The sequence below is a fragment of the Marinobacterium marinum genome (assembly GCF_013868415.1).
GTDB classification, from domain to species: Bacteria; Pseudomonadota; Gammaproteobacteria; order Pseudomonadales; family Balneatricaceae; genus Marinobacterium; species Marinobacterium marinum.
In genome coordinates this window covers 30002-47602 of sequence record NZ_JACEMT010000029.1, presented here as the reverse complement: position 1 = coordinate 47602, position 17601 = coordinate 30002, and the positions used below count along the sequence as shown (strand labels likewise).

The window sequence follows — 17601 nt, the reverse complement described above, 5'->3', positions numbered from 1 at the left end:
ATAGGCAACCTGCCTACAACGCCAGGTAGTACTCCCGAATCACGCGGGCCATCAGCTTACGTCGCGCTTCAAGAAACGCAGGGTAGTTATCCGCGTTCACCTCACGGATAAACGCCGGTATCGCGTTCTCGGCCATGTTGGCGTCCAGATCACTCCGTTGGGTAATCTCACCCAACTTCAGCACACCCGTATCAATCTGCCCTTCCAGCCATGCCATGTACTCTGTCGGCGGGTAGTCCTTAATAGCAATGTTGATTGGGGTTTCCGTGAGCGCGAAATTCGCCACCTGGTTGTAGTCACCCTGTTTCGGGTAACCGTTCTTGATGAGGTGATTCTTTGGCACGATATGATGCATATCACCATGCCCCTCGATCATCTGGGCAACATTGATCGACTTGGAGAGAAAACCTCGGGCACCTTTACTCACCAATGCGGCCAGAAAAATCTGAAATGCCGGGCTGCGTTTGCTGGGTGATACCAGCTCCTGTGGCAATGTTACATCCCAGAATCCCTCGCCTAACTCGGATGTTTCGATAAGGCGCAGGTACTTGGTCGCCCCCTGCTCTTCAATTCGGCGCAGGTCGGTTTCCCAGGTGGACTCAAAACTGCCCACAGCCCTGCCAGTTAGCAGTGTCATCACAAACCAGCGCTTGACCAGCTGAGAGCGCTGCCCTTCCGAAAGCTGATCATTGTCACGCAGCCGCAGATACAAGGCATAAGCGAAGTTCAGTGCGTTTTTGGAGCCGATCATGCTTGCATCAATAAAGCCTGCCGACTTGATCATCATGACGAAACGCTCGAAATGGGTCCTGCTCACTATCTTATCGAGTGCATGGCCGAAGCGTGCGTAGGCGTCCGGTATTCGGGTTTCATCGATCTTGCGCGTTTCGGGGTCTAATCCGGCCAGCTCGCTGACAATGGCCGCCGCCTTACCGCGGGAAAAGCCGACCAGACCGGCAATGCGGATAACATCTGTGTACTCCGGCTGGAACAACTCATCAGATTGGCTTTTCAGCCACTGAATCTTGTCTAGGTGCGCCGACGCACTGAATTCCTCGTCGTTCTCACGAATGTCTTCGAAGGCATGCCCGGATACCGACAGGTGGCAAAAGTAATCGATCAACTTACGCAGGTTGCGACCCTCATCGCCATAGGTAGCAATCTTACTCATCACGAAATCCGCACTGGACAGCGGGACGCCCTTGGCGTTAATACGGACAAAGATCTCAGCCACGGTATCGACATCAAGGTTGTCCGCAAGCGAGATCACCCCCACCTGGGCATGCTCTATTCCGGCCAGCCTGGCTACCGCCGCCTCCACTTGCCCCTCATCCGCATCAGGGTTCTTATCGAAATACTTGCGCAGGAAAGTCAGCTGACTACTGCCGGAAAAGAACTCACTGATATCGTGAATCCACTGGCTGCTGTTGCTGATAGCCGGGGTGCGAGTCGCAAACTCTTCCGTTAGTGGATTGAAAGAGATGGCGATACGTTTCTTCTCATACCGCTTGCCCACCACAGGCTGGCCCGCGATTGCAGCACGCAACGCCGTTACACGCTGCTGGCCATCGATCAGGATTTGCTGATGTGCAGCGACCTGCCCACCTTTTAGTTTCGCACCCACTGATTGCCAAGTAATCAGATATCCCACTGGGTAGCCGTTGTATAAGGAGTCCATCAGATCTCTGACCTGGGAGGTCTTCCAGACAAACGGGCGTTGCAGCTCCGGTATTGCGATCTTGTCACTGCGCACATCTGACAGTACCTGACTGACTGCCGTTTGTTTTACTTCGTATTTGGCCATAAATCCTTTTCCCCGCTTTAAGCGCCCTTGCAAGGACTGAGTGCCTGAACGCCTCAAATATTCCTGAATATTTTATATGCGAAATGATGGGATTGGCCTCGATTACTCGGCTTTATTCAGCAAGCGCTTTCAGCAGTGCATCTCTCGCATCCTGATAAAACTGAATATCAACCTTGGTCGCCATCTCATCTGACAAGTCATAAAGCTGACGTCTGGCAGTCACTGGCATCAGCAAGGCACTGGCGCCTTTTTCTACCGCCAGCTCTGCAATATTCACGGCATTACTGATCGGCTCGATGGAACCACCCAGGTTGATCTCGCCCACCACTATCAGGCCACCTTTCACTGATTTTTTCAGCATGCTGCTACACATGGCAACCAGGGCTGCTACACCTAGCTTGGAGCCTTTCTTGGCGGCATCAAAAGCTCTTAGCTGGACAGTGAATTCATGAGCTCGAGGATCACGATCGCCGATCAGCTGCTGGGCACGCGCATAGAGGTTCTGTTCAGCATAGCGCATGGACTCCTTAAAGGCCGGGGGTGCCGGGTTATTCAGGATTTTCACGCCAGATCCAGGGCCTTCGTTTACTTCGATGCGATAGAGACCGGCATTGTCATCGAAATCGGTACCGCCTTCGCTAATCGTCCAGATCTGACCCGGTTCAAGCGGATCATCACCGATCTCGTTGTCGGCACGTAATTCGGGTGTGGCAACAAACTTTTCAATACCATCGTCACCGATAAAATAGCTGAAATGAGTATTACGAAACTCAGCTGCACCGACTCGTTTCTGCTGCTCTTTCACTCGGCGGCGTACTTCCAAGGCCAGGCGGGTCGCCCACTCCAGATCCTCATCGGACACCTGCATTTCGGGGTCGGGGTACATAAGTTTAAGCAGGCCGGAAACGGTTTTATTCACCGCATTGGTGTCTCGGCCACTCAACGCCCCGCCGAGATGCACACGGTTCTGCATGGCCGCCACCCTGCTTTGGAAACGCAAACGGCTCATGCACTCAGAGAAGAAATCACTGACCAGACCAAAGTGGTCTGTGGTTAGCTCCTTGCTCATCTTGGGCACATCCCAACCGGGCAGGTAGCAATGAATACGGTCCATCCAGGCCGTGTCATCACGCATCTCCTGGGGCAGAGGGCCAAACAGATGACCAACCCGTTGTTGATGCTCCACATCCACGTCGAAGTTACCCACAAACACCATGGAACCATCGGCACGGATGCTCTCCTTGCCACGGCTGAATTCACCGGATTCCATGTAGCCCTTCATGATGTTGATCCCTTCCTTGCTATCAAAAGAGATCCCGCTGACTTCATCAAAGCAGACCACGTCATACTGGCATACCAACCCCCGCTGTCCAGAGGCGTTGTTGACGAACATTTTGGCAATGGTCGCCTTGCCGCCCGAGATCAGGTGCGCATAGGGCGATACCTGCTGGAACAGATGGCTCTTACCGGTACCACGTGGCCCCAGTTCCACCAGGTTATAGTTGCGCTCAACAAAGGGCACCATTCGCAAAAGAATGGAGTCCTTGGCACGGTCAGACAGGGCTTCAGGCTCAAGGCCAATGGAGCGAATCAAAAAGTCACGCCATTCATGACTATCAAATCGACCGCGCGCCTCGGCCATCACATCCAGCACGTTACGCTTGGACATCTGGATAGGGCGCAGCTCGGCGATACCAAAGGCGTTACCCTTCTCTTCAGCAATGACGGGGTCATACTCCAGCGTGACCTCGGCATAAAAGCCGCCCGTTAGCAGGCGTTCATTGTCATCGACAATCTTGTCGGCAATGCGCACGCGGTTGAGATTGAGACTGGGCAGAGAAGCGACGTAACCGCCCTCTTTTTCGACAAAGCGAACACTGACGATATCGATCAGCTTGGCTGCACCTTTCTTATAGGCACGGGCTTTGAACAACTCCTCTTCACCGGCACGTACAGTGCGGGAGGCCAGCTGGCGCTGAACAATTTCCAGACCCTCTTCGATCTCCTCGGGATCGGTGGAGGCACAGTAGCGTCCCAGCATGAACTCGACCACATAGGTCGGGACCGGAAACTGGCGGGCAAAGGTCCGCACCAGATCCTTGCGCACGATATAGCCTTCAAAAACGTCTGCGGCCTTGTTATCCAGAGCATCCAGTTCCACGCGTCTCTCTCCTAACCTTATTCGTCACCAACCAGGGTCGGCTTTTTCGCCAGTACATTGCCGCTTTCATCCAGCAGCACCAGTACGGCTGTCATGCCTTCAAAGTCGTCATCCACCATCAGGCTGCACTTGCCGCCCTTGAGTGGTTTGCGCTTGCAGATCTCAGAGTCTGCATCCGCCGCATGCGTTCTCAGCACAGCCACCACGCCATCGGCACCCGTTTCTGCCTGGACCTTACAAGTCAGCCCCAGCCAGCGCAGGTCAGACAGGGCCGCCGTCGCACTTGGACCCGTTTGGACTTGCTGATTGCTGCTGATTTCGATGATGGGCGTCAGGCACTCCTGCAGGCTCAAACCACCGTGGTCATAATGCTGGCCTGCCTTGAAGCTGCTGATGCCGGGGGCCATGGCGATGCTGACATCCTTGTTCCAGTACCAGCCCAGCTGTAGATAGCCTGTATCCACCGCATCCTTGATCACGGCACAACGGCCCCAGCGGGTATCGGTCAGGTGTTTGGTCAGATCCACCTTGGACATGGTGCCGGGTGTCAGTACCCAGCCATGATCGGTTACGATACGAATCTTGCGCCAGCCCACAGCCAGGAGTTCATCGACCCGCTCAACCACTTCTTCCAGCAGCGTGTCGATGCGCGCCGCCAGTTTCAGGCCTTTAACATGGCCTTCCTTGTCGATATCACCACTTTGCACCCAGGCATTGGCGGACGGATCGCCCGTCTCGCCCTCTTCCAAGTACACCCAGCCTTTTTCCTTGAGAAACTTCTTCAGGTAATAGGCCGAAAAATCCTTATCCTCATCCAGCAGGCTGGGTTCAAAATCCCGATCGGACACCCGTCCCGTCAGCTTGTCATGGACAGGGGTAACAGCAGCTTTGGCCGTCGCGGTTACTGAAGGCAAGGCTGCCCAGTTGGATGACAATTTGATATTCGCCCTGGATACCAACATCTGCTCCAGTCGCTGGGCGATGTCGTAGCGCAAGCCATCCACAAAGAAGACCACCTCACCGCCCGGTGCATAAGCCGCCGTGGCTTCGCTCACCTGACCAACACCCGGATAGCCCTTGGCTTTCACCAGATTCTGGAAATTACGAGTCACTTCATCCAGCCAGGGGGTGTAAATCAGCGCCAGCAGTTGCTGCACCAGCGCTTGTTGCCCATTGGACAGTGGGTAAGCCAATGCCTTGAGCGCCAAGTCATCCACCTGCCAATATTCTTGGCGATAAAGTTCAGCCATCTCTTCGGCATCAATACCGGAGAACACCTGCTGTGTACGCTCGGCGATCTGGCTCACAAACTCCATTACACCCGCCAAGGGTGCCTGCCCCAACTGTGACCAGATCCAGGTACGACGCTCGGCGTGACGCTGTTCAAGTCGCAGCAGTTGTTGGCGCACCTGGGCTGAGTCCAGTGACAACAGCTGGCTCAGGTCCTGCTCAAGCCGCTGTTCATCATCGGCATTGATCACCGGATAGCTGGCACCATCAGCGGCCAGATCGGGCTGCACCTTCATCAGCAGATCCGGCAAATTGGGATAGTGGTGACAGGACTCGGCATAACGCTGCCACACACTCTCCCAAACACCCTGGCGCTGACACAGCAACTCCGCTGCCGTCAGTTCGCCATCGCGTTCCGGACTGAAGTGATATTCAGTCTCGCAGATACCCACCAGGGCCTGCCAACGGGGTGCATCCCAGCGTTCACGGCATACTTTGCTGTCATTCATCCAGCTAAGTAGGTCACGCACCGGATCACTGGACACCAGCTTATTGAAGTCCGGCGCTTCGAGGCGGCGGTTGGCAAGGTCTTCGCGCTCGCTTTCCAGTATTTCGGTGAGTACCCGCAGCATCGCCTGCTGCGACTTGTCATCCTTGGCCACATCCAGACCGGCACCGCCATTGGCCGATATCAGGAATGCATTGACCGTCCAGTCACGGCCGGTGTTGTTGTAGATCCACCAACAGCCGCGATACTGCAGCTCAGCCAAAGGCTTGAGCATATCGGGGCAATCGGCAATCGCACGCAAGTCGCGGCGCTCTACACCTGGCAAATACAGAATCGGGGTACGATCCTGCGGCAACTGCACTTCCGGCAACACACCTTCGATGACACACTTGATCCAGATGGCCGGTCCGCGCTTCTGCTCGGGGGCATAGTCGCCCAGCACCACCAGCTCCGGCATGGCGGCCTGCAGCAGCGGCAAGGCGGATTCCCACTGGCGCTGCTTGTCAGTCCAGAGAATAACGCTCGGTGCCATCTGGATATTGGAGTTATAGGCGGCGCTGGCACGGACTTCCTCCGCCAGCAGGTCGATCAGTTTCATAGCAGTCCCTGGCGGTTCGCTTCGTACCAAACGAAGGGTGATAGCTCTTTCAGACTTTCTTCATCTTTTCTGCGAAGGTAACGGGTAAAAGCCCTACTTCTCATTTTTCGGTGCTGTTCACTATCGAGATTCAAACGCGAGATTGTCGTCGCAGCGACCTCTGCCACAGCATTATCCAGTTCCGGATTAAGCTTTATAGCACCACTTGCCAGGTTCAAAACAAATGTATCTGGCTGTATCTCAAAAGGATCAAGTAGATCGGTGAATGCGTTCTTGGAGCGATTTGGCCCCAAACAGGACAAACGATAGTTGGACCACTCGTAAGCATCACCCGCGAGGGCCGACTTGGGTATGAAATGGTCCGTGGATGATGCTCCTGATACCCACTCGAAGTAGATAGCCAGGTAGGCACAAACGCCTGAGTAGGCTTCCCACAGCTGCTCGTTGGTCTTTTGCCAATACGCCGGAAGTTTACTCGGCTCGGGTGGAGCACTCTGTAAATCGATCCCTTTTTTATCCAACCAGGCAAGCCCAGGCTGGCGTACCTCCTCGTCAAAGCTCTCTGGCTCTGGCTGTAATTTAACTGGAATCATCACATGAGTCCTTTGGACTTACAGATATAGCGCCAGTTGAACAAGAAATCATCAGCCGGATTCAATGCCCTAACAAGCCTGGTATTCATCTCCTGAAATTCGGTTTTGGAGATCGTATCTTTTTCAAGTAGCTCGGATGCTTCCTTAATCAGTCGCTCATTAGCAAGCGAGCCGGAACTTTCCAAATCAAAGGCTTCACTGGTAAGCCAGTTTGAAGCATCTCCCATCGGCTCAAAGTCACGCTGCCGCAGTTTCACTTCCCCCTGCTCAAGGTCCAGATCAAACCAGGCATCCTGTGCAGGATCGAAAACCGGCTCGACGGATGCCATGATCAGCGGCGAATGGGTAGCGGTAATCAACTGCACATCAGGACGCCGAGTAAGCTGCTCCATGACAGACAACAGCGCCGGAATGATGCTGCGCTGCCAGCTGGGGTGCAGATGCGACTCTACTTCATCGATCAGAAATACCACCTGATGGGTCGGATCTTCCTGCAACAAGTCGGCGGCCTTGCGGTGCTCTTCCCAGGCCCAGACCAGGAAATAAGCCAGCGCGATAATACGGCGGATACCGGATGACGCATGGACCACCGGAACGTCCTGGCCATAGGGCATACGGATCGTCGGAATATCGCGGGCTTCATCCAGGCTGATGCGCGTCAGGTCACCCGGCTGTAGCTCCTCTTTATCAGAGGGCGACAGCACTTTCAGTACCTTGACCAGGTGCCTGAACGCCGCGCCTTTTTCCTTCTGCCAGGTTGCCCAGTCTTGTACCAGGCCATTACACAAAACAGTGCCATCTTCGGCTTTCAGGCCATGCCATACCTCATCGGGTGCAAAGACATAGGCCGGGCGGCGCTCCTGCACATCTATACCGTTGCGGGTCTGCCAATAGTTGCGCGACGGGTCCCATACGGCAAAGCTGCCATCGGTCATGGCATAGAGCACCAAGCCAGGATTCGCCGGACGACCGGCATTGCCTGTCCAGGCTTCTTCCCTGCGCTGATAGGTGCTTTCGTAGCTAACCTCTTTCACCTTGCCCGAAAACGAGAAGCTGATGGACGATTCACCCTTGCGTTGGGGCTGAACCTTTTTCCCCACGGTCAGCTTGGGATTGATTTCAGACGGCCACTTGCGGGTCATCGACCACCAGGCGATATCCAGCAGGAAGCTTTTGCCCAGACCATTATCCCCTGTGATCAGATTAAGACGCTTGCCAAATTCCAGCTCCATAGAGGGTGCAGGGCCGACATTGGTCAATTTAAGTTCTTTAAACATCTTTAATCTCCGCCACAGGCCACTCCAAACCAAGTATCAATGTTAGAAAGCTACTCAATTGATTTTCCAGACAGTCGCAGCAAGCTCAGCCAGATTTTTCTGCCGTGCTTCTATCTTGGCTTCGTTCCACTCATCATACCGTTCGGCGACACCCCGAGTAATTTGGAACTGACTGTTACGATAGACATCCCGCTTCTCGTTATACCCGGCATTGCCCAAATCACGGTTATCACCCGCTTCCATCGGGGTCATGTTACCCAGACGGTAGATACAACGCTCCTGCTGGTTTTCATCCATATAGTTCCAGGCTTCAGACGGGCTTTCCGGTAGAATATGCTCCAGGTTGTAGGCACTGCTTTCAAAGTCAAAGTCCTGCTCGGAGCGCTGTTTCTCCAACGCGAACAGGATATAGCGCACCACCTTTTTGTTTCGGCTATTGGTGGTTTTCAGTGTCTTGGCGGTAAAGGCCGTTTTAAACGTCCTATCATCCGGGTAAACATCGCCCAAAGCCTCAAGCACATCTTGCAGGCTGGTGTAATCGCCCTCAGTCAGCTTACGGGCAATATCGTTATAGACACGCTCTTGCTCGTGGGTTTGGAAACCACAAATGACGTTGTAACGCAGTGATACAACTGATACCGCGCGCAATATCCGACTGAAACTGGCTCGCTCCTGGTCATAGAAACGCTGGTAACAGGCCATCAACATCGCCAGTGGCTGACGGACATTAAACATCATCAGCTGTTGCAGGGCCTCGCGTTCATCACGATTCCAGCCATCATGCATAGGGTCTCGCAGCGCGGCATAGGTCTCGGCAGAATGGTCCAGTTCCCGCACCAGGCCAAAAGCATTTTCCCTTGTGGCGATACGGCGGCGAATGGTTTTAAACAGGTCGGATTTGCGCACCAGCTTATTACGACTGTTCCAGAACACGCGCAGAAACTCCGGGAAACTCTCGCTACCCAGCAGCCCCACAATGCGCTCCCAACGCTCTTCCAGCGACTTCATCTCGACTTCATGCAGTTCGCCACTGCTGATAAGAGAGAACAGGTAGTTTTTCAGCAGGTCCGTAGCGGAAAGCCTTACACCACGGGCATTCAGGGTTTCAAATACCTTGAAGGCATTCAGCTCATCGGTCACCGTGATCACGGTAAAAAAAAGCTTATCAACCAGTGCATCCAGCATGGCGGCAAACTGCTGTCCACTCTCTGTCGTGCGCCCAAAGCGACTGCTGAATCGCTCCTTGAACCAGTTAAATGCCTTACGCAGCTGATGTTCGGAGGCGTGCAGATTACGCTGAGGCATCCGCTCCAGAGGCACCAGATAGGTTTGATAAAAGCGGTTGTTGTGCCGGTTCAGTTCCAACTTGGAGCGTGGCACTAACGAGACCGGGTCCACATAACCGATATAACTGTTTTGCAGATGTTCCTTACGGCGACGATTGTTATCCGCATCCTGGCCTGCACCGACCAGATCCTGCAGATAAGCCAACCCCGCCAGAATCATCACGCTCAGGGTGGTAATCCGCTGCTGGCCATCAATGATATCGAAGCGTTTGCTATCGGAGGACTGCAGCACCAGGTAGCCCATATAGTGGGCAGGTTCACCGTCTTCTTCAAACAGGGCTATCACATCCTGCCAGAGATCATCCCACTCATCATCGGTCCAGGAATAATCGCGCTGAAACGGAGGCACACGGTAGCTCAGGCCATTGCCCAGCAGCTGGCGAAAGGTGCTGTTGGTGGTATTAAAGTTCATCGACATACCCGTATGCTCCGTTGGTTTACCTGATTATGACTCATTCCGGGCTGCACGCTTTTCAGCCAGGCTCAGATGATGTTCGTTGATACGATCGCCTTCTTTGCCGTCGTATTGCAAACCCAGGTGGTACCAGGGGGCGGAGGGCACGTCTTTGCCGCGATCTTTGGTCCATTTGACGTTGGGTTTGAAGCGCAGGATACCCGCGCCTTTTTTGCCCAGGTCTTTGGCCAGCAGGAAGGGGCGGATGTTGAGGCGCACGCCGTCGTTGAGGTCGGGGGTCCAGCCGATGGGTTGTTCCGCCAGCGGTTTCCAGCGCACGAAAATATCGTAGGGCTTTTCGCCTTCGAGGATCTTTTCCAGCTCGGTTTTCAGGGTTTCTGCCGCAGCGAGACGGATATCGGCACCGTCTTCGCCGTTGGCCACGCCCACTTTCTGAGTGCGGATCCAGTCATCCAGGTAGGTGTAGATCAGGCGCTCCAGCCCGGCCTTGTCCAGCTGGTGGTAGTTGACCAGGGCGCTGAAGCCGTCTTTCAGGCCATCCCACACATGCCAGATAAAGGGGCGGTTCTGGAACAGTTTGCAGTGCTGCTCAAAGAACTTGTCACGCAACCAGAGACTGAGGGATTTGCTGCCAACGGTGTCCAGCAGGCGGTTTTTTAGCGGTGTAGTCCAAGCTTGGCCATAAGCATCTTCCAGCAGGGCCTCTAGACGCTGGTCGGCAGCTTTTTCTCCGTACACCGGTGGTAGGCAGACGATACCATCATTATCCACATGCTCTTCCAGGTCCTTACAGCGCAACACCCAGGCACGCTGCTCTTCCGCCACCTCCATATCTTTGTCGAGTTCCGCCGGCCAGAGATAACCGAGCAGACGCGCCACCGCCACCTGCAGCACGGTGTCATCGACTCTCAGCTCGCCCTGGGCAGTCCATTTGCTTTCTTCGTCCCAGATCACCGAACCACAGGGGTGGCCGTGGAAGATCCATTGGGTGGGGTCGTTGGTGTAGGGCTCAGGTAAGCCGTTGGGGTATTGCTCTTCGGCAACCTTGGTCCAGTAGTCGAGATCGAAGGGAACTTTTGCCAGAGTTGCATCCGCCACGCGTAACTTTTGATTTACTTTACGGACTTCAGCAACATACTCGGGTGATGAAATAAAGCACCAAACAGCTGTGCGATTCTGGTCCTCAAAGGGTACGAGGACGCTGGCATTCATATCGAACGATGCTTCATTAAAAAGCGAGCAATTCAGATCTCCCATTGTTTGCACAGAAATTCCTTTCCTTGCCCACGCATCCTGCCCCCTGATGTATGCACTTGGACTAGCAACTAGTGCCCCTTTACCATTTTCCCACCTGATTACTCTGCTACGCCCTTGGTAAGTAGTTTTAGCACTCGGTGAACCTTGGCATTTAAGCCATTCAGGTGCCCTAACATGTGCTATCTCCCAGAACATGCGTGCGAACTGGAAATCATCACCTGTCTGTAAACCAGTGAACGATCTCGCATACTTTGTAAGAAGTTCACCTCTGCTTTTTGTCTCAAGCATCACCGAAGCATCCGGATTCTCCAGCTGCTTGCCCTGCTCCACACTCTTCACCTCATCCGCCAGCAAGCCCGCCGCTTTTTCTGCGGCAGTGCGCGGTTCAGACACATCCACGCCACGAATACAGTTACCCGGCTCGCCACTGTTCAGCAGATCCACTGACTGGCCTGCGCTATTGCCACGGCTCAGGGTGATCAACTGCACATTGAAGTCCCACATCGGGGTCTGGAACGCCTGCGCCCCCAAACGCGCAATTAGATGCCAACTGTCGTTCTGCAACAGCTTTTCACGGAACTTGCGGTAGCTGGTCAGGAACAGCCAGTTCTGCGGCAGGACTATGCTGGAGGTGCCGCCTTTAACGCAGAACTCCAGACAGCGGTCGAGAAACACCGTGGCCAGATCGTTTTTGCCTTCCGGGTAATACTCTTCGCAGAACGCTTTCAGGGTATCGCTCTGTTTGCCCCGCGCCAGATAGGGCACGTTGGTGATCACCCAGGTGTACTGCCCTGCCAGCAGCTCGGCGGCTTTGGCCAAACCCTGGGCGACGATGCCCGCTTCAACACGGTTATTGATATCAGAGCTGCCCGCATCCGCTGCGTCCTGCTCCTGTGCCTGTTCCTGAGAAAGGGCTTCTCCCAGCAGTTGCTGCAGTTCGCTCCACTGGGCGATCTGCGCGGCCTTGCTGCGGCGCGGGTTGATCAGGCTGCCCAACACCGGGGCATCCTTAAAAGTCTGGTACATCCAGTCCAGGGCGATGGTCAGGTTCTGCTTGCCCGCTTTGCGGCTCAGTTCCTTCCACTCCTCCTTGGCGGCGGTAATGGAGAGACCACTGCAAGCCAGATGCAGCTCCGGCAGGCTGCGGTAGCCACCGGCCTCCGGGAAGCGCCAGGCTTCCATTGCTACGGCAAAGGCGGCCAGCTCGACACAACGCTGATCCAACTCCAGCCCGTGCAGGTTTTCGCTCAGCACCCGGTCGATCGCCTGTTGCGCGGTGAGCTGTTCCAGTTCCATGCGCATGGGCACCAGCATTAAAAACGCCGCGACCAGGAAGTGGCCGGAGCCACAGCAGGGATCGAGGGTTTTCAGCTCACTCAGTTGCTGCGGCCAGCTGTCAAAAGTGCCGGAGGCGGGTTGCCATTGCTGTGTAGTGTCGTCTTTTACAAAGCGCAGGTAATTGAGCGGTACACCGGGGATGGCGGCCTTGTCGCGCAGTTCCTGTTCGCTCTGGGCGTTTGTAAAATCCGTATCCGACAGGCGTTTGCCCACCCACCAGGCTCCCAGGCTGTTATCCAGCAGAAAGCTGACCATATAGGGTTCGGTAAACAGCTGGGTGACCGGAGCCAGCTCATCGGCACCGATCTTCACCTCGGATTTGTTCACCTCCTCTTTGCGTTTGCTCTGCCAGAACTGGTACACCCAACCGAGACTGTCCTGGGCCTGGAAGGTGTCCGGGGCCAGGCCAGTAACCAATTTCTCCAGGGTGCGCTGATGCTCCGGTGCCAGTTCAAGCTCAAATACGGGGGAGTCGATCCGGAAGATCTGCGGCAGCATTTTGGAGGCCAGCACTCCGGCCAGTTCCCAGCCGGTGGTGCAACGGGCTTCCAATTCATCACGGGCGATATCCGGCTCCTGCACCAGCTCGTTGCACTCCGCCAGGGTCAGCGGCGTGTGCTCGTCGTACATCAGTAGGCTGTTCTGTTCCAGAAAACGGGCAAACAGCATGCGGTGCCAGTGTTCGTAGGCGACCTCGGTCACCAGCTTGCGGATGCCTTGCTGGCCATTGTCCTGCTTACTATCCCCCAACTGGCGGCCGTGGGCACGCAGGCGGTTGCGCAGGTTGCGCTGGGCATCGTTCAGGTAATCGGCGGGTTTGGCCTCGCCGACGCTCAGGCGGGTCAGGGCCTGAGTGGCCGCCTGTTCTGCCACTTCACGGGCTTTGCCCACGGTGGTTTCCAGCGCCTTACGCAGAGTGCGTTCCAATGGCTGACGGGTGTGGTTAAAAATGCTCATCAGAATGTCACCGGTCCTTCATTCAGTTTATCGAGTACCTGCTGTTTCACCTGTTCCAGCCAGGTATCCAGATCTGCCTCGGATTCAAAGGTGGTTTTGGGCAGGTTGATCCGTTGCAACTTGGGCTGCAGCAGCTCCACCGCTTCCACACGTGCGCTGTCGAACTTGCCGGTCAGGGAGTCGGTACGTTCGCTCCACAACTCCAGGCTGACGTCATTCAGGCTGTCGATAATGGCTTCAGCATCGTTGAGTGCGGGTTCATCCAGAGTCAGCAGTTTGCGCTTGGCCAGAATCTGGTTCTGTTGCGGCTCATCCAGCTGCTGCCAGTGGCTGTCCGCCTGCAGTTGCGCCAGACACTCGGCGTGGCGGTTCAGGTAGGCTTTAACATGGAACTGGATCGCTTCCCGCAGCTTGGCCACCAGCTGCTGAATCAGGCCCGTTACCGGGTTGGGCTCGGCCAGCAGGGAGCGCTGATCGATAATGGCCTCCACTTCGGTCTGAATGGGGCCGTGGAAGGCCAGGCCTTTGCTCAGCGCCAGCAGCTCCTGCAGTTGCGTCCATTCCGGGCGGCGGGCCTCAATGCGCTGGGCGGTTTCGGCCCAGGCTTTGATCGCCTGTTTAATGGCATCCTGCTCATCCAGGGCGTATTTCAGCTGGGTATTGCCGGACTGACGCGCCAGCTCATCAAAGAGTTTAGTATCCGGTTTGGCGGGCAAGGGTGCTTCACCCCCGGCTTTCTGTGCCAGTTCACGGCCCTTTTCCGCCAGCAGTGGCAGTTTGGCCGCTTCTTCGCCGGGCTGGTTTTCAATACCGGAGGCGGTCAGCAGGCCACGGATCTTGATCAGATCCACCGGGCGGATGGTGATGCTTTCCGGCTTGAAGTTGGTTTGGGTGATCTGCTTGCGCTCCAGTTTGGTCACCGCCACCGGATTGCTGCGGGCATCTTCGGCCAGCAGAATGCCGCTGGCCAGCAGCACAAAAAGAGCACCATCGATGGCATCCTGCGGCCAGCCATAAGGCGCAGCCAGGAAGTGTTCACGGATCTCACTGCCCTTTTTGGCGACCCCGATAAAGCGTTTGATGGCGGCACAAACCGGGTGTTTTTCCGGCTCGTCACTGTGGCCCACCGCTTCCAGGGCGTTCTGGCCGCCCTCTTTACCGGCGCGGTCGAACACCTTGCCCCAACCGGCATGGTCGGCCTGGTCAAAGTCACGGTAGAGGCGCACCAGGGAGGCGCGGGCAGCGGTTTCAATGCGCTCGGCAATGCTGTTGCCTTCCACTTCGTTGCCACCGGCCTGCAGCACCTGTACGCCATCGAAGATTTCACGCAGCAGGGTTTTCACCTGCTTCTGGGCGTCGCGGTGGCGGGTTTCCATGGCGGTGCGGGCGTCTTTACCGGCATCGGTGTTGGGCATACCGCGCTTGTCGAGGGTGGTTTGCGCGGCGTGTTCGGTGACGATGGCGTTGTTCAGCTCGGAACGGTTACGGGCCGGTACATGGATAAAGATGGTCGGCTCACCGGGATTGCGGCTGCGGGCATCGGCCAGGAAGTGTTTTTCATCCACGCTCCAGCCATCCTGCACCCAGGCGTAGATTTTGTCGGCGGCATCGCGGGGCAGCTCGGGATCAAAGCAAGGGTAAACGGTACGGGGTTCTTTGCAGTTACCCTGGGTCAGGCGCACCTGGGCGATCTGCTGGCGCAGCTCCTTATGCAGCAGGTCGACACGGATATTTTCAATACGCTGCTGGTTGCCGCGCAGGTCGGCTTCCTCCTGACGCAGGGTGTCGTACCACTGGGCGCTTTCCTGGGTCTGCAGGCGGTACTCGGTACCCACGCTGGTTTCCATCGGCATGACCAGACCCTCGTCGGCCAGCGCCTGCAGCAGTTTGGGCACCCGGTTGCGGATCGCTTCCTTACCACTGTTCAGGTCATCGATCAGCAGGTCGGCCAGCATATCGGCGGTGGCGCGTACACCACAGTCGGCAGTGGGGTCGGTCGGCAGTTTACCGATCAGCAGCACAAGTGCCAGGATGCGGGATTTGAACTGCTCATCCTCATCACCGGCAGACAAACGGCCAATGGCTTCGGCGATCTCTTTGGAGATGACACCGGTCTGCTGCAGGTTGACGGTGATCTGGTTGTAGATAAAGTCCGCCGGTACCACATGGCCCAGCGGCTGATCGGCCGTGGCCTGGGCGGCTTCGTGGATCACTTTCAGCTGGTTACGCAGCTGGGAGGCGGTGCCGGTGGTATCGACAATGCGCAGCACCTTTTCCCAAAAACGGCGGCGTACCGGCAGCAGCGGATAATCCGCCAGCATCACCTGCTCATCATCCTGATGGTGTTCGATTTTGGTACCGCGCAGCTGGCGGGAGATTTCCCCCAGATTGGTTTTGATCACTGCATCCAACTCGGACTGGGCCGAGGGCTTTTTCTGCAGGATCACCTTGCGGATCACCGATTCCACATCGGTATCGGAGAGCTGAATCGGAATCTGGAAACGGCCCAGCAGGCGCTGCAAGTTGGGCATGCCGGAGAGCGCACTCTGACCGGTGGCGACAAACAACAGCTTGTTCTCGAAGATGGAGTGCTTACAGCAGGTTTCCACCACTTCCTGAACCTGGTGCGCCTTGCCGGTATCGTCCCCAACGTACTGCTGCACCTCATCCAGCACCACCAGGGTCAACGGGAACTGGCCGTTCTGGGCCAGGGCATCATGGATGGCATCGACCATCTGCTGGTTGGTGACATCGTTGGCCTGCGGGTACTGCATTTTGAGCAGCTGGCGCATCTCTTTCACATCGCTGGCCAGAGTATCGTCAGCCTGCATCAACGCACGGGCGATACTGCGGGACACGTACAGATCTTCCAGTTCGTCTTCCCAGACATCGTCGTCGGCTTCGACCTGCGCCTTAACCTGTTCCAGGATGCCCTCTTTCTTCAGCCAGAGCACAAAGCGGGTCTGATGGTACTGTTCCGGCAGACCGGCAGATTTGAAGATGATGTTCAGCAGCGCCAGACGCACGTTATTGTTCGCGCCCGCCCCCAGCGTACCGGAAGCGGCATGCAAACCACCGTGGCGGCCGGCAGCGATGCTCAGTTCCTTGAAATGATCCTTGATCTCTTGCGGCAGGTCGGCAATATCGCGGGCGCTGACACCATCGCCAAACGGCTGGTTGGTCCAAAGCGCGCGCAGCATTTTGGCCAGGTGGGATTTACCGGAACCAAAGAAGCCGGAGATCCAGACACCCGGCTGTTCATGGCCATCGCCAAGGTTGCGCAGGTAGGCCGACAGTATCTTGTCGAGACCGGCTTCATATTCGCCATCACAGACAAAGGTTTGCAGCTCATAACGCAGGGTTTTGAGCGCCTGTGCGGATTGGTCGTCCTTTACTTCGGCGACACCGTTGTTTTCCAGCCGGTTTTGCTGGGGGTCCAGTTGGTAGATATCGCGGTTCAGCATCCTGTGCGTGCTCCCTTGTCGTGTAGCCATCTATTCATCAACGCCCGCCGGTGTCGCCGGGTGTGGTTCTGTTCTTTCAGTTGTTTGCAGTGCTGCTGTTTAATGTCAGTTGTCGGCGGTAATCGCTGTGGCCTGATAGCCCCAGCCATCGCGGGCATCCAGCAGTCGGTAGCCGTTGTCGATGTACTCACCGGGAAAGAGCACCAGCAACCGGCCCGGTACATGGGCGGCCAGCTGTTTGACGAAATCCGATACTGAGGCGAAACCAAACAGGGTGCCGCAGCCAACCAGAGTCACCAAGGTGTTTTCGTCCGCTTCGGCCTGAATCTGTTCGGCCAGCTTTTCCACCGACTGGCGCACAAAGGCTTTGTACTTCGGCTCCAGGTCTTCGGGGTCTTCAAAGTAGTCTTCCCGGTACTTCTGCGAGGCCATCCATTCCGGAAACAGGCGGGTGATGTCCAGCTCCAGCCAGGTATGCCCGGCACTTTCGGTAGCCAGGCGGAACTCTTCTACCCGTGCCCGCAGCTTGAGCTCATCTTCCTTGTGGTAGACGGCAAACAGTACCCGCTGCTCATCGGCGAGCCCTTTCATCCAGGGGATGCTGATATAGCCGGCGTAGCTTTTGATCAGGCGGTTCAGTCGATTACTCATGC

At 56.0% G+C, this 17601-nt stretch carries 9 protein-coding genes; all 9 read right to left on the bottom strand.

The window, feature by feature from the left end:
- Positions 1–13: 13 nt before the first annotated feature.
- The 9 genes from H1S06_RS00705 to H1S06_RS00665 all read right to left on the bottom strand — a co-directional run bounded on the left by H1S06_RS00705 (position 14) and on the right by H1S06_RS00665 (position 17599).
- Positions 14–1804, bottom strand: coding sequence for a GmrSD restriction endonuclease domain-containing protein (locus tag H1S06_RS00705; RefSeq protein ID WP_181736363.1), 1791 nt, complete (start codon positions 1802–1804; stop codon positions 14–16).
- Between the two features lie 112 nt (positions 1805–1916).
- Positions 1917–3965 (bottom strand): protease Lon-related BREX system protein BrxL, encoded by a 2049-nt coding sequence (gene brxL / locus H1S06_RS00700; RefSeq protein WP_181736362.1) that lies wholly within the window; start codon positions 3963–3965, stop codon positions 1917–1919.
- Between the two features lie 17 nt (positions 3966–3982).
- Positions 3983–6301 (bottom strand): BREX-1 system phosphatase PglZ type B, encoded by a 2319-nt coding sequence (pglZ, locus tag H1S06_RS00695; protein ID WP_181736361.1) that lies wholly within the window; start codon positions 6299–6301, stop codon positions 3983–3985.
- The gene (locus tag H1S06_RS00690) at positions 6298–6894 is read right to left on the bottom strand and encodes an HNH endonuclease family protein (RefSeq protein ID WP_181736360.1); all 597 of its coding nucleotides are present in this window, start codon (positions 6892–6894) and stop codon (positions 6298–6300) included. The genes pglZ and H1S06_RS00690 overlap by 4 nt, the downstream gene beginning before the upstream one ends.
- Positions 6894–8171, bottom strand: a complete 1278-nt coding sequence (locus tag H1S06_RS00685) for an AAA family ATPase (RefSeq protein ID WP_181736359.1) — start codon at positions 8169–8171, stop codon at positions 6894–6896. The genes H1S06_RS00690 and H1S06_RS00685 overlap by 1 nt, the downstream gene beginning before the upstream one ends.
- A gap of 54 nt (positions 8172–8225) precedes the next feature.
- Entirely contained in the window at positions 8226–9935 is a 1710-nt protein-coding gene (locus tag H1S06_RS00680; protein WP_220183707.1) for a DUF262 domain-containing protein, read from the bottom strand.
- A 27-nt stretch (positions 9936–9962) separates the two neighbouring features.
- Positions 9963–13484, bottom strand: coding sequence for an Eco57I restriction-modification methylase domain-containing protein (locus tag H1S06_RS00675; protein ID WP_181736358.1), 3522 nt, complete (start codon positions 13482–13484; stop codon positions 9963–9965).
- Entirely contained in the window at positions 13484–16948 is a 3465-nt protein-coding gene (gene brxC / locus H1S06_RS00670; RefSeq protein WP_181736357.1) for a BREX system P-loop protein BrxC, read from the bottom strand. The genes H1S06_RS00675 and brxC overlap by 1 nt, the downstream gene beginning before the upstream one ends.
- Before the next feature lie 105 nt (positions 16949–17053).
- Positions 17054–17599: a BREX protein BrxB domain-containing protein gene (locus H1S06_RS00665; RefSeq protein WP_181736356.1), complete on the bottom strand. Its 546-nt coding sequence runs from the start codon at positions 17597–17599 to the stop codon at positions 17054–17056.
- Between the last annotated feature and the right edge of the window lie 2 nt (positions 17600–17601).